20 protein-coding genes and 3 tRNA genes are annotated in these 19,951 nt (G+C 54.5%); 12 read left to right on the forward strand and 11 right to left on the reverse strand.

Translation table 11 applies throughout. The features are described from left to right. Positions 1-20: 20 nt before the first annotated feature. The 3 genes from I6N93_RS04285 to I6N93_RS04295 all read right to left on the reverse strand — a co-directional run bounded on the left by I6N93_RS04285 (position 21) and on the right by I6N93_RS04295 (position 348). A tRNA-Met gene (locus tag I6N93_RS04285) sits at positions 21-97 on the reverse strand. A 48-nt stretch (positions 98-145) separates the two neighbouring features. Beyond that, positions 146-222, reverse strand: a tRNA-Met gene (locus tag I6N93_RS04290). A 49-nt stretch (positions 223-271) separates the two neighbouring features. Continuing rightward, positions 272-348 (reverse strand) — tRNA-Met (locus tag I6N93_RS04295). A 226-nt stretch (positions 349-574) separates the two neighbouring features. On the opposite strand from I6N93_RS04295, the gene mltA reads away from it, so the two are divergent. Beyond that, entirely contained in the window at positions 575-1,750 is a 1,176-nt protein-coding gene (gene mltA, locus I6N93_RS04300) for a murein transglycosylase A (protein WP_085688221.1), read from the forward strand. A gap of 176 nt (positions 1,751-1,926) precedes the next feature. Beyond that, complete coding sequence (gene tcdA / locus I6N93_RS04305) at positions 1,927-2,751, forward strand: tRNA cyclic N6-threonylcarbamoyladenosine(37) synthase TcdA (protein ID WP_085688219.1); 825 nt, start codon at positions 1,927-1,929, stop codon at positions 2,749-2,751. Here tcdA and csdE read toward each other — a convergent pair. Together csdE and csdA are read right to left on the reverse strand one after the other, a co-directional pair. Beyond that, complete coding sequence (csdE, locus tag I6N93_RS04310; protein ID WP_085688217.1) at positions 2,739-3,182, reverse strand: cysteine desulfurase sulfur acceptor subunit CsdE; 444 nt, start codon at positions 3,180-3,182, stop codon at positions 2,739-2,741. The two genes, tcdA and csdE, sit on opposite strands and share 13 nt — an antisense overlap. Before the next feature lie 5 nt (positions 3,183-3,187). Continuing rightward, positions 3,188-4,393, reverse strand: a complete 1,206-nt coding sequence (csdA, locus tag I6N93_RS04315) for a cysteine desulfurase CsdA (protein ID WP_085688215.1) — start codon at positions 4,391-4,393, stop codon at positions 3,188-3,190. 184 nt (positions 4,394-4,577) lie between these two features. On the opposite strand from csdA, the gene I6N93_RS04320 reads away from it, so the two are divergent. The 4 genes from I6N93_RS04320 to rlmM all read left to right on the forward strand — a co-directional run bounded on the left by I6N93_RS04320 (position 4,578) and on the right by rlmM (position 7,617). Further along, positions 4,578-4,799: a YgdI/YgdR family lipoprotein gene (locus I6N93_RS04320; RefSeq protein ID WP_085688213.1), complete on the forward strand. Its 222-nt coding sequence runs from the start codon at positions 4,578-4,580 to the stop codon at positions 4,797-4,799. A 347-nt stretch (positions 4,800-5,146) separates the two neighbouring features. Next, positions 5,147-6,076: a transcriptional regulator GcvA gene (locus I6N93_RS04325; RefSeq protein ID WP_085688211.1), complete on the forward strand. Its 930-nt coding sequence runs from the start codon at positions 5,147-5,149 to the stop codon at positions 6,074-6,076. A 52-nt stretch (positions 6,077-6,128) separates the two neighbouring features. Beyond that, positions 6,129-6,524 (forward strand): DUF423 domain-containing protein, encoded by a 396-nt coding sequence (locus I6N93_RS04330; RefSeq protein ID WP_085688237.1) that lies wholly within the window; start codon positions 6,129-6,131, stop codon positions 6,522-6,524. Further along, entirely contained in the window at positions 6,517-7,617 is a 1,101-nt protein-coding gene (rlmM, locus tag I6N93_RS04335; protein WP_085688209.1) for a 23S rRNA (cytidine(2498)-2'-O)-methyltransferase RlmM, read from the forward strand. The genes I6N93_RS04330 and rlmM overlap by 8 nt, the downstream gene beginning before the upstream one ends. A gap of 28 nt (positions 7,618-7,645) precedes the next feature. On the opposite strand, the gene xni is transcribed toward rlmM, so the two are convergent. Beyond that, positions 7,646-8,398: a flap endonuclease Xni gene (gene xni, locus I6N93_RS04340; RefSeq protein ID WP_085688207.1), complete on the reverse strand. Its 753-nt coding sequence runs from the start codon at positions 8,396-8,398 to the stop codon at positions 7,646-7,648. Positions 8,399-8,470: 72 nt separating this feature from the next. Then, a complete protein-coding gene (gene ppnN, locus I6N93_RS04345) occupies positions 8,471-9,835 on the reverse strand; it encodes a nucleotide 5'-monophosphate nucleosidase PpnN (protein WP_085688205.1) in 1,365 nt (454 codons plus the stop codon). A 227-nt stretch (positions 9,836-10,062) separates the two neighbouring features. Here ppnN and syd point away from each other — a divergent pair, with 227 nt between their 5' ends. The 4 genes from syd (at position 10,063) to I6N93_RS04365 (ending at position 12,868) form a co-directional block, all read left to right on the forward strand. Then, complete coding sequence (gene syd / locus I6N93_RS04350) at positions 10,063-10,617, forward strand: SecY-interacting protein (protein WP_085688203.1); 555 nt, start codon at positions 10,063-10,065, stop codon at positions 10,615-10,617. Positions 10,618-11,282: 665 nt separating this feature from the next. Beyond that, entirely contained in the window at positions 11,283-11,603 is a 321-nt protein-coding gene (locus I6N93_RS04355) for a YqcC family protein (RefSeq protein WP_085688201.1), read from the forward strand. A 4-nt stretch (positions 11,604-11,607) separates the two neighbouring features. Continuing rightward, positions 11,608-12,363 (forward strand): tRNA pseudouridine(65) synthase TruC, encoded by a 756-nt coding sequence (gene truC, locus I6N93_RS04360; RefSeq protein ID WP_085688235.1) that lies wholly within the window; start codon positions 11,608-11,610, stop codon positions 12,361-12,363. A gap of 46 nt (positions 12,364-12,409) precedes the next feature. After that, positions 12,410-12,868, forward strand: coding sequence for a flavodoxin (locus I6N93_RS04365; protein ID WP_085688199.1), 459 nt, complete (start codon positions 12,410-12,412; stop codon positions 12,866-12,868). Positions 12,869-12,962: 94 nt separating this feature from the next. On the opposite strand, the gene I6N93_RS04370 is transcribed toward I6N93_RS04365, so the two are convergent. From I6N93_RS04370 to map, 4 genes are all read right to left on the reverse strand, one after another. Then, positions 12,963-13,352, reverse strand: coding sequence for a DUF3461 family protein (locus I6N93_RS04370; protein WP_085688197.1), 390 nt, complete (start codon positions 13,350-13,352; stop codon positions 12,963-12,965). 120 nt (positions 13,353-13,472) lie between these two features. Further along, positions 13,473-14,297 (reverse strand): 2,3,4,5-tetrahydropyridine-2,6-dicarboxylate N-succinyltransferase, encoded by an 825-nt coding sequence (gene dapD / locus I6N93_RS04375; RefSeq protein WP_085688195.1) that lies wholly within the window; start codon positions 14,295-14,297, stop codon positions 13,473-13,475. Between the two features lie 39 nt (positions 14,298-14,336). After that, positions 14,337-17,030 (reverse strand): bifunctional uridylyltransferase/uridylyl-removing protein GlnD, encoded by a 2,694-nt coding sequence (gene glnD / locus I6N93_RS04380; RefSeq protein WP_085688193.1) that lies wholly within the window; start codon positions 17,028-17,030, stop codon positions 14,337-14,339. Between the two features lie 41 nt (positions 17,031-17,071). Continuing rightward, positions 17,072-17,866, reverse strand: coding sequence for a type I methionyl aminopeptidase (gene map, locus I6N93_RS04385; RefSeq protein WP_085688191.1), 795 nt, complete (start codon positions 17,864-17,866; stop codon positions 17,072-17,074). Positions 17,867-18,204: 338 nt separating this feature from the next. Between map and rpsB the strand changes: the two genes are divergently transcribed. After that, positions 18,205-18,930, forward strand: coding sequence for a 30S ribosomal protein S2 (gene rpsB / locus I6N93_RS04390; protein WP_026738759.1), 726 nt, complete (start codon positions 18,205-18,207; stop codon positions 18,928-18,930). Between the two features lie 112 nt (positions 18,931-19,042). After that, positions 19,043-19,900 carry a translation elongation factor Ts gene (gene tsf / locus I6N93_RS04395; protein WP_085688189.1) on the forward strand — a complete coding sequence of 286 codons (858 nt, stop codon included), beginning with the start codon at positions 19,043-19,045 and terminating at the stop codon, positions 19,898-19,900. Positions 19,901-19,951: the final 51 nt, after the last annotated feature.

Here is a 19,951-nt window from a genome sequence, read left to right on the forward strand (position 1 = left end):
TTAAGGTGTTTAATGATAATTGGTTGCGGGGGCCGGATTCGAACCGACGACCTTCGGGTTATGAGCCCGACGAGCTACCAGACTGCTCCACCCCGCGTCCCTATTATAACTTTTCTTTCTGACTGCTTTCACTTCTCAGGCATAATGGTTGCGGGGGCCGGATTTGAACCGACGACCTTCGGGTTATGAGCCCGACGAGCTACCAGGCTGCTCCACCCCGCGGCCGTATTATGGCTTTCTTTCTGACTGCTTTCACGTCTCAGACGTAAATTGGTTGCGGGGGCCGGATTTGAACCGACGACCTTCGGGTTATGAGCCCGACGAGCTACCAGGCTGCTCCACCCCGCGTCCGTGGAAGCGCACTATACTCTCCGAGCGTTTCTATGCAACCCCTTTTTAGCAAAAATCCATGATTTCACTTGTCTTTGTTTGTTTCTTCATCTATTGCCGTAAAATAGGTAAGGATATTGTTTACGTAGAACGGCGCGGTTTGGGATATGGGGCGCATTTCATTTTACCCACCCGTTTGCTATCGTTCCATGTTGGACACCACTTAAGAAGAGAGCGCGGAACAATGAAAGGATGGCGGGGCAGTTGTGTGTTGGTCGGTTTAGCGATCGCCGTTTTGGCAGGATGTCAGAGCCGGCCTACCGATCAGGGTCAGCAGTATAAAGACGGACATCTCGCTCAGCCACTAAAAATGGTGAACGAGCCGAACACGCACGGCAAGCCGATCAACGCCGGCGACTTCGCCAATCAGGTCACCCACATTCAGACGGATTCTCCCACGCTTCATAGCAACAATAACGCCACGTTCCAGGCCGTTCAGAACTGGATGCTGTCGGGTGGCGATACGCGCGAACTCAGCAAGTTTGGTCTGGGCTCCTGGCAAATGGAAGGGGTAGATGGCTTCGGCAACGTTCAGTTCACCGGCTACTACACTCCGGTAGTGCAGGCGCGCTACACCCGGCAGGGTGAGTTCCAGTATCCCATCTACGGCATGCCGTCACGTGGCAAGAAAAACCGTCGTCTTCCCGATCGCGCGGGCATTTACGCGGGCGCGCTCGGCAATGCGCCGATTCTGGGCTGGAGCAACTCTTTAATGGATAACTTCATGATGGAGGTTCAGGGGAGCGGGTATGTTGACTTCGGCGACGGCCGCCCTCTGACGTTCTTTGCCTACGCGGGCAAAAATGGTCACGCCTATCGCAGCATCGGCAAAGTCCTCATCGATGAAGGCGAAGTCGCGAAAGAAAATATGTCGATGCAGGCGATTCGTCGCTGGGCGGACACCCACTCTGAACAGGAAGTTCGCCAACTGCTGGAACAGAACCCTTCCTTTGTATTCTTCAAGCCGATGGATGCGGCGTTAGTGCGTGGCGCGAGCGCGGTGCCGCTGATCGCCAAGGCCTCTGTTGCCTCCGACCGCTCGCTAATCCCCGAAGGCAGCGTGTTGCTGGCGGAAGTTCCGCTGCTGGATAATCAGGGCAAATTCAACGGCAAATATGAGATGCGCCTGATGATCGCGTTGGACGTCGGTGGTGCGATCAAAGGACAGCACTTTGACATCTATCAGGGGATCGGCCCTGAAGCGGGTCACACCGCCGGTTTCTATAACCACTACGGGCGAGTCTGGGTGTTGCGAAACACGCAACCGCAAAGTTCCGGGCTGCTGCTGAGCGCTGCGCCAGCGCAGACAACAAGCGGCGGGTTACCTGGAAAGCCGCCGGTCGCGACCTTCTTTGAGTAATGGCGTCACGAAGCGGGTACCGCCGCCGCGCCCGCTTCATCATACTTGCGCTCTGACAGTAAATTATCCACAAAGCATACATTTGGTTTTATCTCTTACTCCGCAAATGCGCCGCTCTGCGTTATTATCCTCGCCGTTTGATTTCTACACGTTGTTACCCGTTAAGGTGGTGAGTCATGAGTTCACGGTTATCTGAAAGCTATCTGCAGCGCTTCGGCGGCACCGCCCGGCTGTACGGCCGGCAGGCGCTGTCGCTGTTCGCCGAGGCTCACATCTGCGTGATCGGCATCGGCGGGGTGGGCTCCTGGGCGGCGGAAGCGCTGGCGCGCACGGGCATCGGCGCGATTACCTTGATTGATATGGACGATGTCTGCGTCAGTAATACCAACCGGCAGATTCATGCGTTGCGTCAGCATACCGGGCAGCCGAAAACGGCAGTGATGGCGGAGCGCATACTGGCGATCAACCCAGAGTGTCGAGTGACCTGCGTGGACGACTTTATCAGCCCTGACAATATGGCGGAGCTGTTGAATAACGAATTCAGCTATGTGATTGACGCCATCGACAGCGTGCGGGCGAAGGCTGCGCTGTTGGCGTACTGCCGGCGCAACAAAATCCCGGTCGTCACCACCGGCGGCGCCGGCGGGCAGATCGATCCCACTCGCATCGCCGTGGCGGATCTGGCCAAAACCATTCAGGATCCGCTGGCGGCCAAGCTGCGTGAGCGTCTGAAACATGATTTTAATGTCGTGAAAAACAGTAAAGGAAAGCTGGGCATCGACTGCGTATTTTCCAGTGAAGCGCTGGTTTATCCTCAGCCGGACGGCAGTGTCTGCGCGTTCAAACGAACCGCCGATGGCGTTAAACGGATGGATTGCGCGTCCGGATTCGGCGCGGCGACGATGGTAACCGCCACCTTCGCATTTGTGGCGGTTTCGCATGCCTTAAAGAAAATGATGGCGAAAGCCCAGCGTCAAACAGCCTCTAATCATGACTCCTGACGCGTAATATCCTTGATTCTGGTGGCCAGCGCCGCCAGTCCGGCTGAGCGTGACGCGCTCAACTGAGCTTTCAGAGCCAATGTCTCCAGCAGCGCTAACGGGTCTTGCGTTTGCAGCTGCGCTGCAGTTTTGCCTTCAATGGCCGTAAGCAGTATCGCCAGCAATCCACGAACGATGCGGCCATCGCTGTCGCCATAGAAATGCAGGGCGCCAGACGCTGCTTGTTCGTATCCCAACCACACCTGATTTTCACACCCCGATAGCGCAATGGCGGACTGCTTTTTATCTTCGGGTAATGGGGGAAGCTGTTTGGCCAGTAGGATGATCTGGCGATAGCGATCTTCCCAACTTCGGCAGGCGCAGAAACGTTGACGCAGATCGTCTTCAGTGATGTCGGTGCCAAAGGGATGGCGAGTCGAATTCAGAGTCATGTCATTTAGTCCAGCAGCAGGTCGAGCGCCTTACGCGATGCAGCGATCAATTGCGCCACGTCCTGCTCATTATTATAAGGAGAGAATGAGGCCCGCAGTGTGCCTTTCACGCCGAGCGCAGTCATCAGCGGCTGCGCGCAGTGATGCCCGGCGCGCAGCGCGATGCCCTCTTCCGCCAGCAGGGGGACGAGATCGCTGTGGTGTACGTCGTTGAACGTAAAGGACAGCAGGCTGCTATCGGCGCTGCGCCAACTGCGAAAGCCAGGCAATGTCATCAGTGCTTTTTCCGCCTGCTCGGCCAGCGCGACGCTATATTGTTCCGCCGCGTGGCGGTCGTAGCTTTTAAGCCATTCGAGGGTGGCCGAGAGCCCGATGACGCCTGCGATATGCGGCGTTCCTGCTTCAAACTTCTGCGGGCTGTCCTGGGGGATAAAACCGTCGAAAGAGACTTCCTGCATCATCTTCCCTCCGCCTTGCCAGGGCGGCATTCCCGCCAACAGCTCCGGTTTGCCATATAGGATGCCGATGCCGGTGGGGCCATACAGCTTGTGAGCCGAAAACGCATAAAAATCGATATCTAATGCCCTAACATCGACGGACTTATGTACGATCCCCTGTGCGCCATCGACCACAACGACGGCGTCAGCCTGATGCGCCAGTGCGATAGCGCGTTGCAGGTTCGGTTGACCACCGGTGACGTTGGACATCTGGGTGAGCGCCAGGATTCGCGTTCGAGATGACAGCAAGGCGGGCAGGCATCCAACATCCGGCAGCAGATCGTCGCCCAACGGCCATTTAACAACGTTCGCACCGGTTTGCCGGGCCACCATCAGCCAAGGCAACAGGTTGGCGTGGTGCTCAGCCTCGCTGACCACTATTTCGTCGCCGGGCGTGAGCAGAGGGCGGGCAAAGCTTTGCGCGACCAGATTGATCGATTCCGTCGCCCCTCGCGTCCAGATCACGCTGTGCGGATCTGGCGCGCCGATCAGCGCCGCTACCTGCCGCCGCGTCTCCTCAAAGCACTGGGTCAGTCGTTGCGCCTCGCGATGCTGGCTGCGATGCACATTGCCGCCTTGCAAGCCATAGTAGCGGCCAATCGCGTCGATCATCGACTGAGGTTTGAGTGCGGTCGCAGCGCTGTCCAGATAGACGCCGGGCTGCTGTAGAGCCGGGAACTGTTGGCGAAAGTGGGGGGCGTTAAACGATATCATGACTGTCCTCTGTTCAAGGGGAGGATCCTGTCCCATTTTTCAGGCTTAAACAAGTTTCAGACAATACTTACACGTTCTCGGTGGCAAAAATTATGCGGGTTGCTACGCTTAGTAGTATCAATTTGTGGAATTTAATGGCGTTCAATAGAAGATATTAAATTTATAAAACTACTTGGAGTGTAATATGAAGAATAAAATATCAATCATTGCGGCCATTGTGATGGCCTTCTCTGTGGCGGCCTGTTCCAGCAACTATGTCCTGCATACTAATGACGGACGGACCATCATCTCGGACGGCAAACCGAAAGTGGATAATGATACCGGCCTGATTAGTTACACCGACGCCTTTGGCCATGAACAGCAGATCAACCGTTCCGATGTGAAACAGATGACGGAAGTGAAATAAACGTCTCTCGACGCCCATGAGCGATTCGCATCAAAAAAAAGCACCGCAATCTTGCGGTGCCCTACACAATATTGTGAATAGACAGGGGAAAAACAGGAAATGAAAAGGTAGCAGGGCTACCTTGTCTGAAATCCAGACGGTAAATAGCAAACACAACATCACATTCACAAGCCAAAAGCACTTTGGTACCCCCTCCGTACTTTTCATTCCGGCTCAGGAAGTGGCGCTAATATAGGTATTTGCTGGTGCATCCTCAACGGACAATTTATAATGTCTCGGATTAAAAAAACTAATGAATGAGCATGCGTCAGCCCCGCGCTGACGGGCCTGAGCCAAGAATCCGATCTATGTCAAAACGACTTCCTCCCCTTAATGCGCTGCGCGTGTTTGATGCCGCCGCGCGCCACCTGAGTTTTACCAAAGCCGCTGAAGAGCTGTTTGTGACTCAGGCGGCGGTAAGCCATCAAATCAAATCTCTCGAAGATTTTCTCGGCCTTAAATTATTTCGTCGTCGCAATCGTTCACTGCTGCTAACGGAGGAAGGGCAGAGCTACTTTCTGGACATCAAAGAAATTTTTCTCGCCTTGAACGACGCCACGCGCAAGCTGCAGGCCCGCAGCGCGAAAGGGGCGCTGACGGTGAGCATGCTGCCTAGTTTCGCTATCCATTGGCTTGTACCTCGACTGTCCAGTTTCAATGCCGACTATCCGGGGATCGATGTCCGCATTCAGGCGGTATCACGAGAGGAAGATCACCGTCTGGCGGATGATGTCGACGTGGCGATTTTTTATGGCCGTGGCAACTGGTCTGGACTGCGGGTGGAGAAGCTCTATGCCGAATATTTACTGCCGGTTTGCTCGCCTCAACTGTTGACGGGGGAGCACCCGCTGAATGCTCCAGCAGATTTGGTTCTCCATACTTTATTGCATGATGCTTCCCGCCGGGACTGGCTGACTTATACGCGGCAATTGGGCGTTCAGCAGATCAACGTTCAACAGGGGCCGATATTCAGTCATAGCGCGATGGTATTACAGGCGGCGATCCACGGTCAGGGTATCGCGCTGGCCAATAATGTGATGGCGCAGACGGAAATCGAAGCGGGCAGATTGGTGTGTCCATTCAATGATGTGCTGGTGAGTAAAAACGCTTTTTATCTGGTATGTCATGACAGTCAGGCCGAACTGGGTAAAATAGCCGCCTTTCGCCAGTGGATACTGGCGCGTGCGGCGAGCGAACAGGAGAAATTTCGCTTCCGCTATGACAGCGGCTCGCGCTGAGTCTTCGGGATTCGAGCACCTTGCTTACTTCAAAAGAAAATGGATAACGATGATGAATAGCCGTTTCATGCTGATCTTTGCGGCCATCAGTGGATTTATATATGTCGCTTTAGGCGCGTTCGGCGCTCATGTTCTAAGCCGTTCGCTCGGCGAAGCTGAACTGGATTGGCTTCATACCGGGCTGCAGTATCAGGCCGTGCACACGCTGGCGATTCTGGCGTTGAGCGTGGCCATGAACCAACGCGCTAACGTGTGGTTTTACTGGAGCGCGGCGCTCCTTGGGCTGGGAACCATACTGTTTAGCGGCAGCTTATACTGTCTGGCACTGTCCCAACTGAGGATATGGGCTTATGTGACGCCGGTGGGCGGCGTTTGCTTCCTGGGCGGCTGGTTATTGTTGTTGATAGGCGCTCTGCGCCAGAAAAGAAAGGCTGACTCGCATGAATAAAGTCATTTTGTACTGCCGTCCCGGCTTTGAAAAAGAGTGTGCGGCGGAAATTACCGATAAAGCCGCACAGCATAACGTTTACGGCTTCGTGCGGGTCAAAGACAACAGCGGCTACGTCATTTTTGAGTGCTATCAGTACGAAGATGCCGATCGCCTGATTAAGGAGCTTCCGTTCAAGAGCCTGATCTTCGCCCGTCAGATGATGGTGTGCGGTGAGCTGTTGCGCGACCTGCCGCAGGAAGACCGCATCTCGCCGATTGTCGGCATGCTGACCGGGGTATTGGAGCGTGCGGGTGAGCTGCGCGTTGAGGTGCCCGACACCAACGAAAGCAAAGAATTGATGAAGTTCTGCCGTAAGTTCACCGTGCCGCTGCGCGCGGCGTTGCGTGAAAGTAAGATATTGTTACCTCAAGAAAAACCCGGTCGGCCGGTGATACATGTAATGTTTATCGCGCCAGGCTGCTGCTACGTGGGTTACTCCTACAGTAACAACAATTCTCCGTTCTACATGGGGATCCCGCGTCTTAAGCTTCCGGCGGATGCACCGAGCCGTTCCACGCTCAAACTGGAAGAAGCCTTCCACGTGTTCATTCCGGTGGATGAGTGGGAAGAGCGTTTGGGCAGCGGCATGTATGCGGTGGATTTGGGCGCCTGTCCCGGCGGCTGGACCTATCAATTGGTCAAGCGCAGCATGATGGTTCATGCGGTGGATAACGGGCTGATGGCGCAGAGCCTAATGGATACCGGTCAGGTAATTCATCATCAGGCAGACGGTTTCCGGTTCGAACCGCCGCGCAACAACGTGTACTGGCTGGTGTGCGATATGGTGGAGAAACCGGCCAAAGTCACCAACCTCATGGCTGACTGGCTTGTGAAAGGCTGGTGCCGCGAAGTGATTTTTAACCTCAAGCTGCCGATGAAAAAACGCTACGAGGAAGTGAATCAGAATCTGGGACTGCTTATGGAGCGCCTGCACGAAAACGGCATTAATGCGGAAGCTCACGCCAAGCAGCTCTACCACGATCGTGAGGAAATCACGATCCACGCCCGACGGATCTGGGGTGCGGTTCCCGGTCGTCGCGACGAGCGTTAAGACAAAGGCGGGCACTCTAGCCCGCCTTCTATGCCAGTCGCAGCTGCTGCAAATTGCCGTTCAAAGTGAGATCGGTTTTTAGCGTGGCGACCTGGCGACAAATCCAGGCCGCTTCCCGCTGCGGCTCCAGCTTTTTACGCCATTTTACCGGCAGTTGTTCCAACTGCTGGTAAAGCTGTTCCAACGACCCCGCCTGTTGCAGGAGCTGTGCTGCGGTTTTTGCGCCGATGCCGCTGACGCCGGGGATCTTGCTGCTGCTGATGCCCGCCAATCCCCAATAGTCGGGAAGCTGCTGCGGGGGGACGCCAAACTCTTGGCGGATAAAAGGCACATCCAGCCAGCGTTTTTGAAAGTAATCCCGGATTTGAATCGTGGGAGCCAGCAACTGACAATATCCCTTGTCCGTTGAAACGATGGTGGCCTGATGGCCCAGCGCGGCAACTTTGCAGGCCAGGGTTGCGGCTAAATCGTCCGCTTCGTCTCCAGGGGAGTGCCAGCTTTCGACACCCAGTTCTCTGAAGGCCTCTTTGATTTGCGGCAACTCCTGATGCAGCGAGTCCGGCATTGGAGGACGCCCGGCTTTATAGTCAGGTAAAAGTTGGTGACGCCAGCTCGACGCTCTCTGTTCGTCGTCGAATACGGCAACGGCATGAGTCGGTTGGCTGTGTTGCAACAGCAGGCTCAGCGCATGTCGGCAGGCAGGTAAACAGGGGGAGCCCTGTACGGCATGGATGCGTCTGATAAGGTTCAGCGCATCCACAATCAATAGATGCAAGGGCATGATTCGTCTCCGCGAATAAACGCTCTGCCGCCGCCCTGACGAGTACAGAACAATGGCAGAGAAGACATCTTGTCAGGCCAAAATGTCATAGCAGGGGATATAGGCGCTGCCCGGCAGCTTCATCCGCTGTTGCGCGACGAAGCCCTGCAGCAGGCGGTCCATGTTTTTCATGATCTCCGCGTTGCCGTCGAGCTTATAGGGGCCGAATTGTTCGATGGCCTGAATGCCGCCTTCTTTAACGTTGCCCGCCACGATACCCGAAAACGCCTTGCGCAGCGCCGCGGCGAGTTGTTCGGTCGGCTGGTCGGGGTGCAGATGCAGATTCGCCATGTTTTCATGCGTGGGTTCGAACGGTATCTGCAAATCAGGCGCGATACGCAGCGACCAGTTGAAGCTATAGGCGTCGCCAGTATGACGGCGATGCTCTTTCACCAGCGGCATCGACTTCTTCATCTCTCGCGCGACTGCGGCGGCATCGTTAATGATGATGTTGTAGTAACGGCGGGCCTGACGTCCCAGCGTGCTGACGATGAATTCGTCCAGCACCCGGAAATAGTCCGCACTCTCTTCAGGCCCTGTCAGAATGATCGGCAGAACCTGCTCGCTGTTGGCGGGATCCATCATGATCCCAAGCAGGTACAGGAACTCCTCTGCCGTGCCGACGCCTCCCGGAAAAATAATGATCCCATGGCCGATGCGGACAAAGGCTTCCAGCCGTTTTTCAATATCCGGCATGATGATCAATTCGTTGACCAGCGGGTTCGGCGGCTCGGCTGCGATGATTGATGGCTCCGTCATGCCGATGAAACGGCCGTCTCTATAGCGCTGCTGCGCATGGCCGACGGCGGCGCCTTTCATGGGCGCTTCCATTGCGCCGGGTCCGCAGCCTGTGCAGATATTCAGTTCGCGCAGCCCCAGCTGGCTACCCACCCGGCGGGCGTAAAGATACTCTTTTTCGTTGATGGAGTGGCCGCCCCAGCAAACAACCATGTTGGGTTCTTCGCCCACGTGCAGCGCCCGGGCATTGCGGAGAATGGAAAAGACGATGTTGGTGATATGCGTCGAATTCTCCAGATCGAGATTCTGATACTGCCCTGTTTTCGTGATCTGACCGTTGACGAACAGAATATCGCGCAGGACGGCGAACAGGTTGGCCTGCAACGAACGAATCAACTGACCATCCACGAACGCTTCTTCAGGCGGATTAACCAGTTCAAGCTTCACGCCGCGCTCACGTCGCAGCACATTGATGTCGAAACTCTCGAAACGGGAAAGTAATTCTTTGCTGTTGTCCGTCTGGCTGCCGGAGTTCAATACAGCCAGCGAGCAGTTACGAAATAAACGGTAAAGGTCACTGCTGGCGCTGCTTTTCAGCCTGTCTACTTCCAACTGTGACAGCAAATCCATAGACCCGAGCGGGCTGATATGTGTGATCAATTTTGCTCCTTGATACGCAGGGTATGACGTCGGTTCTTTCATCGGACTTTTTTCGACTCGCCTCTTCACCTTAACGTGAGCTAATCATTTTGCCAATCTTCGACAGCGTCGTGACGTCGGCTCTGCGCGGCGTTACGCATTTTGGCCGTGAGGCTATCGACGACCGGCAGTACTCTCAGGTTACAATGCGGGGTAGTGTAACCCGACCGGTAGAGTAATAAAGAATGATGGATCAACACGTGTTGCAGGCGTTAACCGATTTTACCCAGCGCTATGTGGATCGTTGGCTGGATCTTGAGGGGCATCCTCCCGCGTCTGAAGCGCTGTATGGCATTCCCTCGCCTTGTATCGTCGGCACCCATGACGGACAGGTGCGGTGGTTGCCACAGTCAGGCGGAGACGACAAGTGTCTGGACGGCGTCGAACGTGCGATGGATATCCAACTGCACCCAGACGCACACGTGTTCTACACCAGCCAGTATGCCGGAGATATGGAGGCGTGCTTTGACGATATTCATTGCACATTGTTGCAGGCATGGAGCGATGACGACCTTATCCGCATGCAGGAAAACCTGATCGGTCACCTGGTGACGCAGAAGCGACGGAAGCTGCCGCCGACGCTGTTTTTAGCGACAACGGCGTCGGAAATGACGTTAATATCTCTGTGCAATATAAGTGGTGACGTCATTCTGGAAGAGTTTGGAACGCAGAAAAGACGTGTGCTTGCCGCGACATTAGCTGAATTTTTATATAAGCTTCAGCCATTGATTCAGAACCATTGAAGCGTGTTTCGCTTTTTAGCGTGTGAGAAATGTCTCACAATAGCTGTAGGTTATCGCTTATATTTTATATTAACGTAGTGTTAAAATAACAATTAACCATTATTTTTCAGCTAATTGCAAATTATGGTATTGAGGTTGACCGAGCGGAAGGTATGTTGCTTTGAATTAGGGGCTTGCTGATTTGCTTTAATTAATACATCTTATTATTCGCCAGGCAACATGGTAACAGGACGAAGTAATACCGTTATTTAATGATTACTCGTCCGTTCCAGCCGAAAAGCTGCAGGATGAAATGTTTTCAGGATGAAAACACGGACACCTCCATGATGGAGAATGGGAGCCGGCTTGGACATGCTGGTGGGGCTGGAGCCTAAAGGGAACAAGATTAGGACGATCGTGAAGGAACGGCAGTCAGGGAAGAAAGAGGGATCGCCAGCGAAGGAATCGCGGGTCGGGATGACCACAAAGGAAAAGTTTTCAAGGATGAGCAGGGAAGCAATTGTGTAGCTGGATTGCTATAAAACGAATCGGGGGTACTGAGCAATCGGTACCCCCATTTTTTTGTTCCGGCGATATCTCGACGCGAAGACATTTCGCTGGATGCCATCGCGCGGCATCAATGCTATCCTTTGCCGCCCTACCGTTAGTCTGTTTGAGACCCCTGTATGAGTGAAGAAATTCATCTTCGGCAAACTCTGTTCGCGGTTGAATACGCCCTGAAACAAAGTGAATTGTGGCAGAACAAACCGCCGGAGGCGGAAGCCTTCTCCAGCGCCGAGCCTTTCTGCGTGGATACCATGGAAGCTTCACAGTGGCTGCAGTGGGTGCTGTTGCCGCGTATGCATGCCTTGCTGGACAGCGGCGCGCCATTGCCTGAGAGTTTTGCCATCCACCCCTATTTCGAAATGGCGTTCGAAGGACGCAAAGAGGAATTACAGCCTCTTTTGAACACGCTGCGCGAGCTGGATGATTTCTTTGGAGAGTAAACCGATGTTGGACATTCTCTATCAGGATGATTATCTGGTGGCGGTTAATAAGCCGCCCGGATGGCTGGTACATCGTAGCTGGCTCGACCGCAAAGAAAAAGTGGTGGTCATGCAGACGGTGCGCGACCAGATAGGTCGGCACGTTTATACCGTGCATCGTCTCGATCGGCCGACTTCCGGCGTGCTGCTGCTGGCGCTATCCAGCGATGTCGCTCGCCAGCTGTCCTCGCTGTTTGAACAGCACGACCTTAAGAAAACCTATCATGCCGTTGTGCGCGGACACATTTTTGATTCTGCTACCATTGACTATGCATTAACGGAAGAGCTGGACAAGATTGCGGACAAGTTCGCCAATCCCAATAAGGGCCCACAGCCTGCGGTCAGCCATTATCGTGCGCTGGCGCAGGCGGATATGCCGGTTGCCATCGGCCGCTATCCGACGTCTCGTTACACGTTGATGGAACTGCGACCGGAAAACGGGCGTAAGCATCAGCTTCGGCGGCATATGAGTCATATCCATCACCCCATTATCGGTGACAGCACGCACGGCGATTTGAAGCAAAATCGCGGTATGGCCGCCCATTTTGGCTGTCAGCGGATGATGCTGCATGCCAGCTGTCTGTCGCTCGTCCACCCTGCTACAGGGGAGCCGTTGGAGCTTAAGGCACGTTGGGATGAGACTTGGCAGAGCGTGATGTCGCAGTTCGGTTGGGAGGGTATTCTCCCTGATATTGAAAGGGTTGAGTTTCCCGCAGCCTGAGGTCAGGATAGCGGGGTTAAATCTGTCTGATTGAGGGAGTCGCGTCATGGCTCAGATCGGTATTTTTGTTGGCACCGTTTACGGTAATGCGTTGTTGGTAGCAGAAGAAGCGGAAAATATTCTCAGAGAGCGCGGACACGAAGTGAAAATTTTCGAGGGTGCCTCGTTGGAAGACTGGCTGACGTATCGTGAGCAGTGGGTGCTGGTTGTGACCTCCACGACAGGGCAGGGGGAACTGCCTGAGTCTATCGTCTCTTTGTACACGGCACTGCGCGATACCTGCGGGCCTTTACCTCATATGGGCTACGGTCTGATTGCGCTGGGCGACAGTAGCTATGACGTTTACTGCGGCGGCGGGCGTCAATTCGATGCCTTGTTGCAAGAGCTGGGGGCCGAGCGAATCGGCGAGCGGCTAGAGATCGACGCCACCGAGCAGCCGGAGCCGGAAGTCGTGTCCTGTGCATGGGTTGAAACCTGGGCTGACCAGGTGGAAAGTCGCGCCTAATTTCGACTTTTGCGGTTGCGGTACAAATTCAGCGCATAAAAAACGGGGCTTCGGCCCCGTTTTGCTGCATAGCGCAATAAGTAATTAGACGCTTTTAACGGTTTTTGGTCAGTTTTTCCAAATCAGATTCAATCTCGCTTATCTTGTTGGTGACGACGCTTTCAAGATGACGCAAATCGGCCAGAATTTTGCTTTTCAAGTCGACTTCCACCTGTTCGCGCTGACAGATTTGGTCAAGCTCATCAACGACATAACGGAGATTGGGACTGATTTCGTTAATTTCCCGGAAGCCCTGACCCGCATTATCCGCCGCAATGGTTTTGCGTTGACGGGGATATTTGAATTTCACGCTTTTGGCGAAAAACTCTCCTTTATCCTTGCGGAAATAGATTTTCAGAATGTCATTGCTGGCTTCCTGCCGCAGGCTATAACGGTCGATATCTCCCGGGTTGCTGATCCCCAGGCTCTTCAGATTGTCATACATAGCATCACCTCTTCCTGTTCTAAGCCATGCTACATTTTTATGCAATGCAGCGGGTCCGTAGCGCCGTGTCCCGACCGGTCATAAAATGGCGGGTCATTTCACCCGCCAAATGTATGTTTATCAGTCGATGGTGCGCAACAGCTCGTTGATGCCCACTTTACCGCGGGTTTTCGCATCGACTTTCTTGACGATGACGGCGCAGTAAAGGCTGTGGCTGCCATCTTTGGAGGGCATATTGCCGGAAACGACGACAGAGCCTGCCGGTACGCGACCGAAGTGGACTTCACCGGTTTCGCGGTCATAAATGCGGGTGCTTTGGCTGATGAATACGCCCATTGAAATGACGGAGCCTTCTTCGACGATCACGCCCTCCACGATTTCGGAACGCGCGCCGATGAAGCAGTTGTCTTCAATGATGGTCGGATTGGCCTGCAGCGGTTCCAGAACGCCGCCGATACCGACGCCGCCGGACAGGTGGACGTTTTTACCGATCTGCGCGCAAGAGCCCACGGTGACCCAGGTATCGACCATTGTGCCTTCATCGACATAGGCGCCGATGTTGACGTAGGAAGGCATCAGGACGGTATTCCGCGCGATAAAGGCGCCCTGACGAACGCTGGCCGGCGGCGCGACACGGAAGCCTTCGCGCTGGAAGCGTGCTTCGTCGTAGTCGGCGAATTTCATCGGCACTTTGTCGTAGTAACGTGTTTCGTTGCCATCAATGATGCGGTTTTCATTGATACGGAAGGAAAGCAGTACGGCTTTTTTCAGCCACTGATGAGTGACCCACTGACCGTCGATTTTCTCTGCGACGCGCAGCGCGCCGCTGTCCAGCAGGCTAATGGCCTGGTTGACCGCTTCACGCGTGGCGGTATCTGCATTAGCCGGAGTGATTTCTGCGCGGCGTTCGAAGGCGGTTTCGATGACGTTTTGTAATTGCTGCATCCTGACTCTCTATCTCGTGATTACCAAAGTGATGATTAATTAACACAAGCCTACTTTATCGTTTGGGTTGAGGGCCTCTGTCAACCGTTGTTGCAATTTAAGCTGCAATTCCAGGCTCAATGCCCGCCGATCGTTGTCCGCCAGAATAAATAAATCCTCTACGCGTTCGCCGATGGTGGAAATACGGGCGCCGTGCAGCGATATGCGAAGTTCGGCGAATACCTCACCGACCTGAGCCAACAGGCCGGGTTGATCGAGGGCGACCAGCTCCATGTAACTGCGGCGATCGGTGTGCGTCGTCGGCAGAAAGCCGACTTCGGTCTCGACGCTGAAATGACGGAGCTTGGACGACGTGCGGCGAATGCGGGGAGAGTGATAGTCCTTCTGCGTCAGCGCCTGTTCAATCGCAAGCTGAATCATGTTGTGACGATCCTGCGCTACCGGGGTGCCCTCGGGCTCCAGCACGATGAAGGTATCCATCGCCATCCCGTCACGGCTGGTAAAGATCTGCGCATCATGAACGTTCAGATTACGGCGATCCAGCTCGCCGGCTACGGTAGCGAACAGATAGGGGCGGTCGGGACTCCAGATAAAGATTTCCGTGCCGCCGCGCGTGGTGTCATCACCGATTAGCACCAGCGGTTTGCTGGGATCGTGGTTCACCAGGTGTACGGCATGCCAGGCCAGCTGATTGGGCGTATGGCGCAGGAAATAGTCGGCGCGGCAGCGGCTCCAAATACCATTCAGCGCAGTTTCGTCGATATTTTCCATACGCAGCAGCGCCAGCGCCTGCTGACGATGATGCCGTACCCGCTTCCGAAGGTCGGGGGAATGTTGCATACCGCGTCGTAGCTGTTTTTCGGTGGCGAAGTACAGTTCGTGCAACAGGCTCTGTTTCCAGCTATTCCACAGCGTTTCATTGGTCGCACAGATATCGGCGACGGTCAGATTAATCAGGTAGCGCAGCCGGGTTTCACTCTGTACTTCCTCGGCGAACTGCTGAATGACCGCCGGATCCTGAATATCGCGGCGTTGTGCGGTGACCGACATCATCAGATGACAGCGTACCAGCCACGAAACCAGCTGCGCTTCACGCAGGTTCAGTCCATGCAACGCAGCGAACTCCAGCGCATCTTTCGCGCCCAGCTCCGAGTGGTCGCCGCCGCGGCCCTTGGCGATGTCGTGGAACAATGCGGCCAGCAGCAGCAGTTCCGGTTGAGGCAGCCGCGGATACAGTTTCACGCACAACGGATGCTCCTCCAGCGTGGACTCATCGGCGAAGCTTTCCAGCTTGAGCAAGACGCGAATGGTGTGTTCGTCCACGGTGTAGGCGTGGAATAAATCGAACTGCATCTGGCCGACGATATTACTCCACTGCGGCATATAGGCCCACAGCACGCTGTGCCGGTGCATAGGCAACAGCGCCTGAGTGACCGCGCGCGGGTGACGGAGAATATTCATGAACAGGCTGCGGGCTTCCGGGATGGTGCACAACGGTTTGGCAAGGTGACGGCGGGCGTAACGCAGTCGGCGCAGCGTCGTCGAATAGATGCCGGTGATTTCAGGATGACGCACCATGGCATAGAACATGCGCATGATGGCTTCGGGTTTATTATCGAACAGCGTATCATCCTGCAGATCGATAAGCGTGCCGCGCAGCTGGAACTCGTCGTCCAGCATTCGCGGTTTTTCATGCGGATCGAGCGCCAGAATGGCTTCATCGAACAGCTGAAGCAGCATCTGATTAAGCTCATATACCCGTCTCGTGACCCGGAAAAAGTCTTTCATCATGCGCTCGACGGGCGCGTTTCCCTCTCCCTGATACCGCAACAACTGCGCCACGTTCAACTGGCGGTCAAACAGCAAACGGTTGTCGTAGCGGCTTAGCAGTAAGTGCAGAGCGAAGCGGATGCGCCACAGAAAGCTTTGGCATTCGTTGAGTTCGTTGCGCTCGGCTTCTGTCAGGTATCCGAAACCGACCATTTCATTCAGAGACGTCGCGCCGAAGTGGCGCCGCGCAACCCAAAGCAGCGTATGGATATCGCGCAGGCCGCCGGGGATGCTTTTGATATCCGGCTCCAGGTTATAGCTGGTGCCGTGGTAGCGCTGATGACGTTCTCGCTGTTCGGCGACTTTAGCGGCGAAGAAGGAGGCCGACGGCCAGAAGTCGACGCTGAAAATGTGTTTCTGCAGAGACAGAAACAGGGCGACGTCGCCGCAGATCATGCGGGATTCGATCAGGTTGGTCGCGACGGAGATATCCGCCTGACCTTCCTCCAGACACTCGTCCAGCGTTCTTACGCTGTGACCGACCTCCAGACGCAGATCCCAGAGCAGGGTAATCAACTGGCTGACGGCCTGTGACTGCGCTTCGTCAAATCCATCACGGCTCAGAACAAGCAGATCGATATCGGAGAGCGGATGTAGTTCTCCGCGCCCGTAGCCGCCGACGGCAACCAAAGCCGTTTGCTCCGCGCTGTCCAATTGGTAGAAGTGCCACAGCCGTTGCAACAGGCGGTCGATGAACAGTGTCCGGGCGTCGATCAGGGTTTCCGCGCTGACGCCGGCCTTGAACTCATCCGTCAGCCACATCTGGAACTGTTCTAGATGCTGTTTTAGCGTCTGGCGTTCCAGCATGTCGTCGCTGAAGGTCAGCGGAGATTGGGGGGCGGGGTAGGCCGTCGTCGGCGTCCCTTGAGTGATGTGCGGCAGGTTCTGATCGATTTCGTTCATGTACGGCGCCCATAAAAAAGCCGGCGATTGCCGGCAGCTGTTTATTCCTGATGCGTGATGATTTTTGGGATGGTGTCATCCTTACGCAACGTCATTATTTCGCATCCGTCTTCTGTCACCACAATAGTGTGCTCGTACTGCGCCGACAAGCTGCGATCTTTGGTTTTCACCGTCCAGCCGTCTTTCATGGTGCGAATGCGGAAATCACCGGCATTGACCATCGGCTCGATGGTGAACGCCATGCCGGGCTTCAGTACGACGCCGCCATCGTCCGCATTATAGTGCAGAACCTGCGGTTCTTCGTGGAAGCCGGTGCCGATACCGTGTCCGCAGTATTCGCGCACCACCGAGAAATCCTGCGCTTCGACGAACTGCTGAATGGCTTTACCGAGCGAACGCAGACGAATGCCGGGTTTCACCATTTTTATCGCCAGATACAGGCTGTCCTGCGTGACGCGACACAGACGTTCGCCCAGGATCGTAGGCTTGCCGACGATGAACATTTTGGAGGTATCACCGTGGAAACCGTCCTTGATAACCGTCACGTCGATATTGACGATGTCGCCGTCTTTGAGGTGTTTCTCATCAGAGGGAATACCGTGGCAGATGACTTCATTGATGGAGATGCACACCGACTTGGGAAAGCCGTGGTAACCCAGACAGGCTGAAATCGCATGCTGCTTGTTGGTGATGTGATCGTGACAAATGCGATCCAGTTCACCCGTAGTGACGCCCGGTACGACGTGAGGCTCGATGATTTCAAGCACTTCAGCCGCCAGTCGCCCAGCTACACGCATTTTTTCAATATCTTCCGGAGTTTTAATAGAAATAGCCATTGAGTGTGTCCGCAGGTGTGAATGTTCCTAACGAAAATAGGGTCAGCAAAGAGTGACTTATGGTATCAGCCCTGCCGGGGACTGCCAAATCATCATTGGCGCGCGGGCGCAAAAGCGCAAGTAAAGTTGGTGTCAGTGGGCTGTTTATGGTATAAAGCGCGCCGGTGATCCGGCTGGCGATGAAACGCTGATGTCTGCTTCGGATAACTAAATACTCACTATGTGTAAATAACACACACGTGTCGGCACATTTGCCGGGGTGCTCTGCAGCATGCTGCGGGGTCGGCATAATGGGACACGTGGAGGCATAACCCCATACTTAATTTATAGAGGTAATCATGGCAACTGTTTCCATGCGCGACATGCTCAAGGCTGGCGTACACTTTGGTCACCAGACCCGTTACTGGAACCCGAAAATGAAGCCCTTCATCTTCGGTGCACGTAACAAAGTTCACATCATCAACCTTGAAAAAACCGTACCGATGTTCAACGACGCACTGGCTGAGCTGAGCAAAATCTCTTCTCGCAAGGGCAAAATTCTGTTCGTTGGTACCAAACGCGCAGCAAGCGAAGCGGTAAAAGAAGCTGCTACCAACTGCGATCAGTTCTTCGTGAACCATCGCTGGTTGGGCGGCATGCTGACTAACTGGAAAACAGTTCGTCAGTCCATCAAACGTTTGAAAGATTTGGAAACGCAGTCTCAGGACGGCACTTTCGATAAGCTGACCAAAAAAGAAGCCCTGGTTCGTACTCGTGAACTGGACAAGCTGGAAAACAGCCTGGGCGGTATCAAAGACATGGGCGGTCTGCCTGACGCGCTGTTCGTGATCGATGCCGATCACGAACACATTGCGATCAAAGAAGCTAACAACCTGGGTATCCCGGTATTCTCTATCGTTGATACCAACTCCGATCCCGATGGCGTTGACTACATTATCCCTGGTAACGATGACGCCATCCGCGCCGTTAGCCTGTACCTGAATGCCGTTGCCGCAGCAGTGCGCGAAGGCCGTTCTCAGGACCTGGTTGAGCAGGCTGAAGAGAGCTTCGTCGAAGCTGAATAATAAGGCTGGCTCTGTAGAGCCCTTATTAACCAGGTATTGATATATGTTGGTTAGGGGGCCTGTAAAGGCCCCCTTTTACTTATCTCCCCCACGAGATAACGAGGAAAAGATAATGGCTGAAATTACCGCTGCCCTGGTAAAAGAACTGCGCGAACGTACTGGCGCAGGCATGATGGAATGTAAAAAAGCGCTGGTTGAAGCGAATGGCGACATTGAGCTGGCCATCGACAACATGCGTAAATCCGGCCAGGCTAAAGCTGCCAAGAAAGCGGGTCGAGTTGCTGCCGAAGGCATCATCCTGACCAAGATTTCTGCAGACGGCAAATACGGCGTCATCGCTGAACTGAACTGTGAAACTGACTTTGTCGCCAAAGATGCCGGTTTCAAAGCGTTTGGTGAAGAAGTCGCTACCGCTGCTCTGAACGATCGCATTACCGACGTTGAAGAACTGAAAGCCAAGTTTGAAGATCAGCGTACTGCGCTGGTGGCCAAAATCGGTGAAAATATCAACATCCGTCGTATCTCCGTACTGTCCGGCGACGCGCTGGGTTGCTACCTGCACGGCGCGCGTATCGGCGTTATGGTTGCTGCAACGGGTGCCGACGAAGAGCTGATCAAGCACATCGCTATGCATATCGCCGCCAGCAAGCCTGAATACGTGAAGGCCGAAGATGTTCCGGCTGACGTTGTTGCCCGCGAGCACCAGATCCAGCTGGACATCGCCATGCAGTCCGGCAAACCGCGTGAAATCGCAGAAAAAATGGTCGAAGGCCGTATGCGTAAATTCACCGGCGAAATCTCTCTGTCCGGCCAGCACTTCGTGATGGACCCGAGCAAAACCGTCGGCCAGTTGCTGAAAGAGCACAACGCAGACGTCACCAGCTTCATTCGTTATGAAGTGGGTGAAGGTATTGAGAAAGCTGAAGTTGATTTTGCTGCTGAAGTTGCAGCAATGAGCAAGCAGTCTTAATAAAAAAAGGAGCCGCCGGTTGGCGGTTCCTTTTTATCCAGCCAAAAGAGT

The sequence above is a fragment of the Lonsdalea populi genome (assembly GCF_015999465.1).
Classification (GTDB): Bacteria; Pseudomonadota; Gammaproteobacteria; order Enterobacterales; family Enterobacteriaceae; genus Lonsdalea; species Lonsdalea populi.

Coding starts and splice junctions, on each gene's coding strand:
- mltA (WP_085688221.1), top strand. CDS start 575: ATGAAAGGATGGCGGGGCAGTTGTGTGTTGGTCGGTTTAGCGATCGCC.
- tcdA (WP_085688219.1), top strand. CDS start 1,927: ATGAGTTCACGGTTATCTGAAAGCTATCTGCAGCGCTTCGGCGGCACC.
- csdE (WP_085688217.1), bottom strand. CDS start 3,182: ATGACTCTGAATTCGACTCGCCATCCCTTTGGCACCGACATCACTGAA.
- csdA (WP_085688215.1), bottom strand. CDS start 4,393: ATGATATCGTTTAACGCCCCCCACTTTCGCCAACAGTTCCCGGCTCTA.
- I6N93_RS04320 (WP_085688213.1), top strand. CDS start 4,578: ATGAAGAATAAAATATCAATCATTGCGGCCATTGTGATGGCCTTCTCT.
- I6N93_RS04325 (WP_085688211.1), top strand. CDS start 5,147: ATGTCAAAACGACTTCCTCCCCTTAATGCGCTGCGCGTGTTTGATGCC.
- I6N93_RS04330 (WP_085688237.1), top strand. CDS start 6,129: ATGAATAGCCGTTTCATGCTGATCTTTGCGGCCATCAGTGGATTTATA.
- rlmM (WP_085688209.1), top strand. CDS start 6,517: ATGAATAAAGTCATTTTGTACTGCCGTCCCGGCTTTGAAAAAGAGTGT.
- xni (WP_085688207.1), bottom strand. CDS start 8,398: ATGCCCTTGCATCTATTGATTGTGGATGCGCTGAACCTTATCAGACGC.
- syd (WP_085688203.1), top strand. CDS start 10,063: ATGGATCAACACGTGTTGCAGGCGTTAACCGATTTTACCCAGCGCTAT.
- I6N93_RS04355 (WP_085688201.1), top strand. CDS start 11,283: ATGAGTGAAGAAATTCATCTTCGGCAAACTCTGTTCGCGGTTGAATAC.
- truC (WP_085688235.1), top strand. CDS start 11,608: ATGTTGGACATTCTCTATCAGGATGATTATCTGGTGGCGGTTAATAAG.
- I6N93_RS04365 (WP_085688199.1), top strand. CDS start 12,410: ATGGCTCAGATCGGTATTTTTGTTGGCACCGTTTACGGTAATGCGTTG.
- I6N93_RS04370 (WP_085688197.1), bottom strand. CDS start 13,352: ATGTATGACAATCTGAAGAGCCTGGGGATCAGCAACCCGGGAGATATC.
- dapD (WP_085688195.1), bottom strand. CDS start 14,297: ATGCAGCAATTACAAAACGTCATCGAAACCGCCTTCGAACGCCGCGCA.
- glnD (WP_085688193.1), bottom strand. CDS start 17,030: ATGAACGAAATCGATCAGAACCTGCCGCACATCACTCAAGGGACGCCG.
- map (WP_085688191.1), bottom strand. CDS start 17,866: ATGGCTATTTCTATTAAAACTCCGGAAGATATTGAAAAAATGCGTGTA.
- rpsB (WP_026738759.1), top strand. CDS start 18,205: ATGGCAACTGTTTCCATGCGCGACATGCTCAAGGCTGGCGTACACTTT.
- tsf (WP_085688189.1), top strand. CDS start 19,043: ATGGCTGAAATTACCGCTGCCCTGGTAAAAGAACTGCGCGAACGTACT.